The sequence below is a fragment of the Streptomyces sp. NPDC057428 genome, from assembly GCF_042803195.1.
Classification (GTDB): domain Bacteria; phylum Actinomycetota; class Actinomycetes; order Streptomycetales; family Streptomycetaceae; genus Streptomyces.
This window is the reverse complement of record NZ_JBHVCT010000036.1, coordinates 50,561-59,921: the sequence shown is the minus strand read 5'-3', so window position 1 is coordinate 59,921 and position 9,361 is coordinate 50,561. Positions and strand designations below refer to the sequence as shown.

General features: G+C 70.9%; 5 protein-coding genes. 2 read left to right on the top strand and 3 right to left on the bottom strand.

Annotated features, from left to right (window positions below; translation table 11 throughout):
* Positions 1 to 70 precede the first annotated feature (70 nt).
* The 3 genes from ACFU5K_RS16685 to ACFU5K_RS16675 all read right to left on the bottom strand — a co-directional run bounded on the left by ACFU5K_RS16685 (position 71) and on the right by ACFU5K_RS16675 (position 4,488).
* A complete protein-coding gene (locus ACFU5K_RS16685) occupies positions 71 to 2,458 on the bottom strand; it encodes a phosphoketolase (RefSeq protein WP_384061745.1) in 2,388 nt (795 codons plus the stop codon).
* A gap of 12 nt (positions 2,459 to 2,470) precedes the next feature.
* Entirely contained in the window at positions 2,471 to 3,877 is a 1,407-nt protein-coding gene (locus tag ACFU5K_RS16680) for an NADP-dependent succinic semialdehyde dehydrogenase (protein WP_384061743.1), read from the bottom strand.
* A 149-nt stretch (positions 3,878 to 4,026) separates the two neighbouring features.
* Complete coding sequence (locus ACFU5K_RS16675) at positions 4,027 to 4,488, bottom strand: ATP-binding protein (protein WP_384061740.1); 462 nt, start codon at positions 4,486 to 4,488, stop codon at positions 4,027 to 4,029.
* Positions 4,489 to 4,893: 405 nt separating this feature from the next.
* On the opposite strand from ACFU5K_RS16675, the gene ACFU5K_RS16670 reads away from it, so the two are divergent.
* Together ACFU5K_RS16670 and ACFU5K_RS16665 are read left to right on the top strand one after the other, a co-directional pair.
* Positions 4,894 to 5,829, top strand: a complete 936-nt coding sequence (locus ACFU5K_RS16670; protein ID WP_384061737.1) for a DUF3048 domain-containing protein — start codon at positions 4,894 to 4,896, stop codon at positions 5,827 to 5,829.
* Between the two features lie 204 nt (positions 5,830 to 6,033).
* On the top strand, positions 6,034 to 8,973 hold the full coding sequence (locus tag ACFU5K_RS16665) for an ATP-binding protein (RefSeq protein ID WP_384061734.1): 2,940 nt from the start codon (positions 6,034 to 6,036) through the stop codon (positions 8,971 to 8,973).
* Positions 8,974 to 9,361: the final 388 nt, after the last annotated feature.

Genomic DNA, 9,361 nt, shown 5'->3' with positions numbered 1-9,361 from the left:
GGACGCACTCCGGCCGGCCTGCTTCGCCTCAGGCCGGCCGGAGTGCGTCCATGGCGTGCCCGCCCGGTGCTCAGCCCTCCCAGGTCCAGTCGGCCACCTCGGGCAGGTCGCTGCCGTGCTCGCGGATCCAGTCGTGGTGGCGGGTCCTGACGTCCGCCATCGCCTGGCGTACGGCGACGGCGCGTACGCCCAGTCCCGGCACCCGGTCGATCACGTCCATGACCAGCCGGTAGCGGTCCAGATCGTTGCGCACCACCATGTCGAACGGCGTGGTGGTGGTCCCCTCCTCCTTGTAGCCCCGAACGTGCAGGTGCGGGTGGCCCGACCGGCGGTAGGCGAGGCGGTGCACCAGCCACGGATAGCCGTGATACGCGAAGATCACCGGCTTGTCCCGGGTGAAGAGCGAGTCGTACTCCGCGTCCGGCATGCCGTGCGGGTGCTCGTCGCGCGGCAGCAGCCGCGTCATGTCGACCACGTTGACGACGCGCACGGCGAGTTCGGGCAGGTGCTTTCGCAGGAGCTGCGCCGCGGCCATGGTCTCCAGCGTGGGCACGTCGCCGGCGCAGGCGAGCACGACGTCGGGCTCGCGGCGGCCGTCCTCGGTGCCCGCCCAGCCCCACGCCCCGGCACCGCGGGCGCAGTGGGCGCGGGCCTCGTCGAGTGTGAGCCAGTCGAAGCCAAGCTGCTTGCCCGCCACGATGACGTTGACGTAGTCCCTGCTGCGCAGCACGTGATCCGCCGTCGACAGCAGCGTGTTGGCGTCCGGCGGCAGATACACCCGGACGACCTCGGGGCTCTTGTTGAGGATGTGGTCGACGAAGCCGGGGTCCTGGTGCGAGAAGCCGTTGTGGTCCTGGCGCCAGACGTGCGAGGTGAGCAGGTAGTTCAGCGAGGCGATGGGTGCGCGCCAGTGCAGTCTGCGCGAGGTGCGCAGCCACTTGATGTGCTGGTTGACCATCGAGTCGACGATGTGGGCGAAGGCCTCGTAGGACGAGAACAGCCCGTGCCGGCCGGTGAGGAGGTAGCCCTCCAGCCAGCCCTGGCACAGGTGCTCGGAGAGGACTTCCATCACCCGGCCGTCGCGGACCAGGTGCTCGTCGGTCGGGAGGATCTTCGCCTGCCAGACCTTGCCGGTGACGTCGTAGAGCGCGCCCAGCCGGTTCGACTCGGTCTCGTCGGGCCCGACGACACGGAAGTCCCGGCGCCCGGCGGTGGCCGCCATGACATCGGCGAGCATGCCACCCAGCACCCGGGTGGGCTCGTGCAGGACGTTCCCGGGCTTGTCGACCCGTACAGCGTGGTCCTCGAGGGGCGGGAGCGGGAGGTCGCGCAGGAGCAGGCCGCCGTTGGCGTACGGCGTGGAGCCCAGCCGGGCCGTGCCCTCGGGGACGCACTCCAGGACCTGGGCCGTCGGCCGGCCGTCGGAGTCGAAGAGTTCGTGCGGCCGGTAGGAGCGCATCCAGTCCTCGAGCAGGCGCAGATGACCGGGATCCTCCCGCACTCCTGGCAGGGGGACCTGGTGGGCACGCCAGGTGCCCTCGACGGGCAGCCCGTCCACCTCCGCCGGGCCGGTCCAGCCCTTGGGTGTCCGCAGCACGATCATCGGCCACCGGGGCCGCTCGGAGACCCCCTCGTCCCGGGCCGCGCGCTGGTACTCCGCGATGCGGTCCAGGGCGTGGTCCATGGCCGCTGCCATCGCACGGTGGACAGCGGCGGGGTCGTCCCCCTCGACGTACACCGGGTCGTGGCCGTATCCGCGCAGGAGAGCGTCGAGTTCGTCCTCGGGCAGCCGGGCGAGCACCGTGGGGTTCGCGATCTTGTACCCGTTGAGGTGCAGGATCGGCAGGACGGCACCGTCGTGCACGGGGTCGAGGAACTTGTTGGAGTGCCAGGACGCGGCCAGTGGTCCCGTCTCCGCCTCCCCGTCCCCGACGACGCAGGCGACGAGCAGGTCCGGGTGGTCGAGGGCGGCGCCGTAGGCGTGGGCGAGCGCGTACCCCAGCTCACCGCCCTCGTGGATCGATCCCGGGGTCTCCGGGGAGACATGGCTGGGCACACCACCGGGGAAGGAGAACTGTTTGAACAGCAGGCCCATCCCCGCGCGGTCACGGCTGACGTCGGGGTACGTCTGCGAGTAGCTGCCCTCCAGCCACGCGTTGGCGAGAACCGCGGGTCCGCCGTGGCCGGGCCCCCAGACGCAGACGGCCTGCCGGCCGCGGGCCTTGACGACCCGGTTGAGGTGGGTGTGGACCAGGTTGAGGCCCGGTGAGGTCCCCCAGTGACCGAGCAGCCGCGGCTTGATGTGTTCGGGGGCCAGCGGCTCGTCCAGAAGTGGGTTGGCCATCAGATAGATCTGGCCGACCGCGAGGTAGTTGGCCGCCCGCCAGTGCGCGTCGAGTGCCGCCAGCTCGTCGTCGGACAGGACGGATGACGCGGGCGGTGTTCGGGCTTCGGTCATGAAGTGTGTCTCCTAGCTGGCGTCCGGGTCGGGGCCGTACCAGACGGTGGTCGCGTTGCAGAACTCGCGGATGCCGTGCCCAGCGAGCTCCCGGCCGTAGCCGGAGCGCTTCACGCCACCGAACGGCAGCGCGGGGTGCGATGCCGTCATTCCGTTGAAGAAGACGCCGCCCGCCTCCACGTCGCGGACGCAGCGGTTCATCTCCGCCTCGTCACGCGTCCATACGTTGGAACTGAGTCCGAAGGGGGTGTCGTTGGCCAGATCCACCGCCTCGTCGAGGTCTGCCACGCGGTAGAGCGTCGCTACCGGTCCGAAGGTCTCCTCGCGGTGGATGCGCATCTGCGGGGTGATACCCGCGAGCACGGTGGGCTCGTAGAACCAGCCACGGTCCATGCCCTGCGGGCGCCCGCCCCCGCACAGCACGGTGGCGCCCTTGCCCAGGGCGTCGTCGACGAGCTCCTCCAGGTCGGTGCGGCCCTGCTCGCTGGAGAGCGGGCCCACGTCGGTGGACTCCTCGAGCGGGTCGCCGACCGTCAGGGCACGCATCCCCGCGGTGAAGCGCTCCGCGAAGGCGTCGTACACGTCGGCGTGCACGATGAAGCGCTTGGCCGCGATGCAGGACTGTCCGTTGTTCTGCACGCGGGCGTTCACCGCCGTGTCGGCGGCCTTCTCGACGTCGGCCGAGGGCAGCACGATGTACGGGTCGCTGCCGCCCAGTTCCAGGACCGTCTTCTTCACCTCGTCGCCCGCGACGGAGGCGACCGCCCGTCCGGCCGGCTCGCTGCCGGTCAGCGTCGCTGCGACGACCCGGGGATCGCGCAGGACCGCCTCGACGGCGCCCGAGCCGATGAGGAGTGTCTGGAAACAGCCTTCGGGGAAGCCGGCCCTGCTGAACAGGTCCTCGATGTAGAGGGCGGTCTGCGGCACGTTCGATGCGTGCTTGAGCAGACCGGTGTTACCGGCCATGAGCGCGGGCGCGGCGAAGCGCATGACCTGCCAGAGGGGGAAGTTCCACGGCATCACGGCGAGCACGACACCCAGCGGGCGGTAGTGCACCCGGGCGCGCGAGGCACCGGAGTCCTTGACGTCGGTCTCGTCGGGGTGTTCATCGGCGAGCAGGCGCTCGGCGTTGGCCGCGTACCAGCGCATCGCCTTGGCGCACTTGGCAGCCTCGGCGCGGGCGGCCTTGACCGGCTTGCCCATCTCTGTGGTCATGGTGCGGGCGATGTCCCGCCGGTCCTCGTCGAGGAGATCCGCAGCCTGGTTCAGCAGGCGGGCGCGTTCGGCGAAGTCCGTCGTGCGATAGCTGCGGAACGCCCGGTGGGCGGCCGCGAGCCTGCGCTCGGTCTCCCGCTCGTCCAGTGCGTCGAAGGTCCTGAGCGTCTCACCGCTCGCGGGATCGACCGTCGCGATGGGCATGGGTGTTCCTCCTTGCATCGTTCTTCGACCGTGCGGTGCCACGCAGCCGGGCGCAACGCGGCCCCTCGCACACGCGTACCCGGCCGGCGCGGATCATGCGTGCCCGGGGCACGCCGTCCGCACCGGCCGGGCCGGATCGGGGCCGTTCGTCACACGAGTTCGGCGACCGGGGTGCTGCGGGAGGTACGGCCGCCCGGGAGCGGCGTACGCGGGAGCAGCTCGGTGGTGCACGGGGACTCGGCGTAGCGCGTGAACCAAACGACTTTGCCGCCCGCGGTCCGGCAGGTGCCCCAGCTGTCGCTGAGGGCCATGACGCGGCTGAGACCGCCGCCGCCGCCGTCGAGAAGCCGGGGCATCCGGGCGTCGTCGTCGGCCACGGACACCGTCAGGTGCCGGCCGGTCCAGCGCAGCTCGAGGACGCAGCGGTCCTCTTCGCCGACGTGCTGCCGGACGTTCGTCAGGAGTTCTTCGGCCGCCCGGCACACCGGCCGGACGTGCAGGTCGAGACTCCAGTGACGAAGGTGCGCGGCGACTATGCGCCGCATCTGCGAAATGCGCTCTGCCGACACCTGCAGTTCGACCGAATAGTGCCGGTCGAGTGGAACGGTCATCGTCGAGGCTCCTCACCGCGAGGCCCACGTGCTTCACCCCGTCTGTACCAACGACCCCCGAACACGAAGCGTGAGCTTTGGTCACTTCTGGTCACTCCTCAGGGTGAGCCCGAATGGCCGGTCTCGCAACCGAGGGGGTCAGGTTCGTCCACCTGGTGTGCCCAGCAGACCTGTGCATCTCCTCGCTCCGCCCGTCGAGGTCACCCGGGAGCAGGTCAAATTGCTGTTGCCACGCTAAAGGATCTTCACCAAGGTGGTGGCCGGCAGGCCGGGCAGCGTCGGAAGGGTTCCGATGCCGCGCCTGAGACGCTCCGGCCGGTCTTCTGCGCGATGATTGACGGACGAGTCATCCCCGCAGCAGACATGAGCCGGTTCCGCAGGGCCGGTTCGAAAGGGGCGGCAGCCATGCCTGCTTACGGAACGAAGAGATCAACCGCCGCCTTGCTCGCCGCACTGACGCTCGCCATCACCGCGGCCTGCGGCAGCTCTGATGGAGGGAAGACGACTCCTCAGACATCCGCACCTCGCGCCGACGTCCTCGCCGTGAAGATCGACAACGTAGCCGCGGCCCGGCCCGCGACCGGACTCGAGAAGGCCGACATCGTCTACGTGGAGCAAGTGGAGGCAGGTCTCAGCCGCATACTCGCCGCTTACTCCTCTGACGTGCCGTCGGTCATCGGCCCCGTACGCAGCGCTCGCGAGACAGACCTGGAGCTACTCCGGCAGTTCGACGAGCCCACGCTCGCGTACTCGGGCGCCCAGTCCGCCCTCCGGCCGTCAATCGAAGCGGCCCCCCTCGACGCGCTGCCGCCGTCGAAGGCACCGGATGCCTATTTCCGCAGCGGGGACCGCGCGGCACCGCACAATCTGTATCTGCGTCCAGGGAAGATCCCGCACGCCTCCACCGGCGTGAACGCGGCTGAGGACATCGGGCTCCGCTTCGCTGTGCCGCCCTCCGGCGGCACCCCCGTCAACGGGCGCACCGTGTCGTACCCGTCGGCACGCTTCACCTTCACCTGGGCTGCCGACCGGGACCGGTGGCTCGTGAGCATGGACGGCACTCCGGCCCGTACGACCTCAGGGGACCGGCTCGGAGCAGCCACAGTGGTCCTACAGGATGTGGACGTGCAGCCCTCACGCTTCCGGGACCGAGGGGGAAACACCTCACCCTTCAGCGCGACCGTGGGGTCCGGCTCGGCAGCCGTGCTGCGTGACGGCAAGTCGTACGACGTGGCATGGGAGCGGAACACCGCCGAGTCAGCCACCGACTTCACCACCAAGGACGGCAAGCCTATGACGTTCGCGACCGGCCAGGTCTGGATCGTGCTCGTACCGAAGTGACCCGGGGCCCCGAGTCGACACGTGCGGACTCCGGCGGCCCCGGTGACGCGAACGGCTCCGGCCCAGGCGACACGAGCGGGGTTGTGGGCTCTGTGTTGCCCCTGACATGCGCAGCGGGTGGCTGAGGCTGTCAGCGCTGGAGCCCTTACGTGATCTCCCGGGGATAATGTCGACGCTGGCGTAGTGGCGGACGGCTGAGGGGACATGGCGGTGGTTGGAGGGGTCAGTACGGACGGCGGTCGGCTCCCGGCGCTGTGCGCGCCGCGGTTCGTCGGCCGGGACGGTGAGATGGACACGCTCGGATCGGCGCTCGGACGCACCCCCGTGGTCGTCCTGATCGACGGGGAGTCGGGCATCGGCAAGACCCGACTGCTGCGCGAGGTCCTGGCGTTCCAGGCGGAGCAGGGGCGGCGGGCCCTGGTCGGCGCCTGCCTGGAGTTGCGGGTGCCGTACACCCTCGGGGCGGTGGTGGACGCGGTGCGCGACGGCCTCGACAACGTTGCCGGGTTGCGGCTGAGCGGCCTGGGCGGGGCACTGAGGCCGCTGTTCCCCGAGTGGGCCGACGACCTTCCTCCGGCCCCGGAGGCGCTGGAGGACGCCACCGCTGCCCGGCACCGGCTGTTCCGAGCCTTCGTCGAGGTCCTCGGCCGGCTCGACGTGGCGGTCCTCGTGTTGGAGGACCTCCACTGGGCCGACGAGACGACGCTCGAATTCCTGCTGTTCCTGGTTTCCCGGCGGCCGCAGCCGGTGAGCGTGGTGCTGACCTTCCGCCGGGACGAAGTGCCGCCTGACTCCCTGTTGTGGCGGCTGTCCTCCCGGGTGCCTTCCGACGCCCATGCGGTCAGGCTGACGCTGGGGCCGCTGGATGTCGACGAGACCGCCTCGTTCGTCTCGTCGATGTTGGCCGGTGAGCACGTGTCGGCCGAGTTCGCGGCCTTTGTTCACGAACGCACAGAGGGCGGGCCGCTGGCCGTGGAGGAAACGGTTCGGCTGATGCACGACCGGGCGGATCTGATCCGTCGGGACGGCGGGTGGGCACGGCGTCGACTGGACCGTATCGAGGTTCCGCCGACGATCCGCGACGCCATGCTCGAACGCGTCCAGCGGCTTCGGCCCGACACCCGCACCGTCCTCTACGCGGTGTCGGTGCTGTCCGGCCCGGCCGACTACGGGACACTCCGCGAGCTCACCGGTCTGCCGGAGGAACGGTTCGAGGCGCTGGCGGCCGAGGCGCTCGGGTGCGGCCTGCTGCGCGAGGACAGGCCCGGGCAGTGGGCGTTCCGGCATTCGCTGGCGTGCCATGCCGTGTACGACACGATCCCGGCCGGGGAACGGCGTGCCATGCACCTGCGGGCGGGCCGGGCGCTGGAGCGGTGGCCGCTGCCCCCCGTGGCGCAGTTGGCCCGTCATTTCCGGCTGGCCGGCGACGTCGAGGCCGCGTGGCGGTACACGGAGGAGGCTGCCGACCTCTGTGTGCAGTCCGGGGACGTGGCCACCTCGGCGCTGCTGATGCACAGCCTGGTCGCCACCGTCTCGCTCCCCGCCGCCGTACTGGTACGGCTGGTGACGAAGATTCAGTTCCAGGCGCTGTCCGGCTCCGACCCGTACTCGGCGATCATCGAATCGCTGCGTTCGGCCCTCGGCGGCCAGGTTCTGACGCCGGTGGAACAGGCGTCGGTCCGCTTCCAGGTCGGCCGGGTGCTCATGGTGGCGGGCGAGATCGAGGCGGGCCGCCGCGAGATCCTCACAGCGGTGCCCCACCTTTCGCCGGGATCACCTGAGACGGCGCGCGCCCGCGTGCTGCTGGCCCTGCCCCTGGGGGACCCACGACCCGTATCGGAGCACCTGCGCTGGCTGCGGGAGGCGCCGGCGCTGACGCCGTCGATGGCTTCCCTCGACCGACTGCACTTGTCCGTGGAACGCGCGTTCGCGCTGCTCATGCTGGGTGAGGAGGCCGGATGGGCCGCGGCCCGCGAGATCCCGGACGACGTCGTGGATCCGCGAGCGGCGTCCATCGTGGCCAGCGGCCATACGAACGTCGGCGAGGAGGCGACGCGGTGGGGGCGGTACGACGAGGCACGGGCGCGACTGGCCAAGGGGCGGACCGTCGCCGAGCGACACCACCTCCTCGACTACCTCGACAGCATCGCCTCCTCCCGGGCCCACCTCGACTGGTTCACCGGCGCCTGGTCGGGACTCGCTGAGCAGACGGCGCGGCTCGTCGACGACGACAGCGGTGTACGGCTGAAGGACCGGTGCGAAGCGGCACTGGTGGCGGGCTTGCTGCAGGCCGCCGCCGGAGACCGCGACGCGGCGACGGAGCGGCTGCGTTTCGCCGCGCGCGATGACCAGCAACGCATCGAAGCCGCGGCCGCGCTGGCCCAGTTGAGCCTGCGTGACGGGAACGTCGACGAGGCGCTGCGCCTCACCGACGAGCCCGCCGAGATCGCCGTCGGCGGCGGACTGTGGTCCCGGGCCGTCGAGTTCGCCCCGGCGCGCACCGGGGCCCTGGTCGCCGCCGGTCGGTTCGCTCGCGCCACGGACGTGGTGAACACCTTCGAAGCGGCGTTGGGCGACAGGGACGCTCCAGCGCCGCAGGCGTCCTTGGTCCTGTGCCGGGCGATCCTCGCGGAAGCCGACGGCCGCCTCGCGGACGCCGCCACGCTGTTCGCCCGTGCGGCCACCGCGTGGGAGGCACTTCCGCGCCCGTACGACGCGCTGCTCGCCCGGGAACGCTCCGCCCGCTGCCTGCTCGCGGAAGGCAGGGACGAGGCCGGGCTGTCGCTGCTGTCCGGCGTCGCGCGGGCGCTGGCGGAACTCGGCGCCCCCAACGACGCCGACCGGATCATCCGGTTTCTCAACCTGCGGGGAGGGGAGGTCCCCGCGGTGACGCGCGGCCGAGGGCGTCCCGGCTACGGCAACCGGCTCTCGCCGCGGGAGCTGACAGTGGCACGGCTACTGACCGAAGGACTGACGAACCGCCAGATAGCAGAGGCTCTCGTGGTGTCGGCGCAGACGGTCGCCAGTCAGGTGAAATCGGCGATGCGCAAACTGGACGTGACCTCGCGCACAGCACTCGCGGTCAGGGTCGTCGAGTCGGGCCTCGTCGGCGCAGTGAGGCAACCGTCCCCGGGCGACGAGTGAATGAGGCCCGACGTTGCGGGGACGAAGAAAAATCGGTGAAGGGGCGGCGGAATTAAATCCCGCATCTGACGGATCGCGCCGGCAGCCGGCCTGATCGCACACTCGTCGCCATGCAGCCCGCCGAACCACCGACGCCCGCGCCAGCGGCCGACCCACCCGAACCTGAAGAGGGTTCCCAGGGTGAACCTGCTCCGGCCGGGCCGCCGCTCGGCCCGGTGTACGCCGCCACCACCGACAGCGCGGGGGCTGGTGCCCACGACCTAGGCGAGTACGAACCGCTCTAGTGCCGCACCAGGAAAGCTCGTTGGGACCATACCGGGCTCGTGGGCCCCGGCCTCGAACCTCTCCGCGTGATCGCCGGTCGGCGCGGCTGCGCCCTGCCTCGCTC

Excerpts from the sequence above, each read along its gene's own strand:
- ACFU5K_RS16685 (WP_384061745.1), bottom strand. The coding sequence starts at position 2,458 with ATGACCGAAGCCCGAACACCGCCCGCGTCATCCGTCCTGTCCGACGAC.
- ACFU5K_RS16680 (WP_384061743.1), bottom strand. The coding sequence starts at position 3,877 with ATGCCCATCGCGACGGTCGATCCCGCGAGCGGTGAGACGCTCAGGACC.
- ACFU5K_RS16675 (WP_384061740.1), bottom strand. The coding sequence starts at position 4,488 with ATGACCGTTCCACTCGACCGGCACTATTCGGTCGAACTGCAGGTGTCG.
- ACFU5K_RS16670 (WP_384061737.1), top strand. The coding sequence starts at position 4,894 with ATGCCTGCTTACGGAACGAAGAGATCAACCGCCGCCTTGCTCGCCGCA.
- ACFU5K_RS16665 (WP_384061734.1), top strand. The coding sequence starts at position 6,034 with ATGGCGGTGGTTGGAGGGGTCAGTACGGACGGCGGTCGGCTCCCGGCG.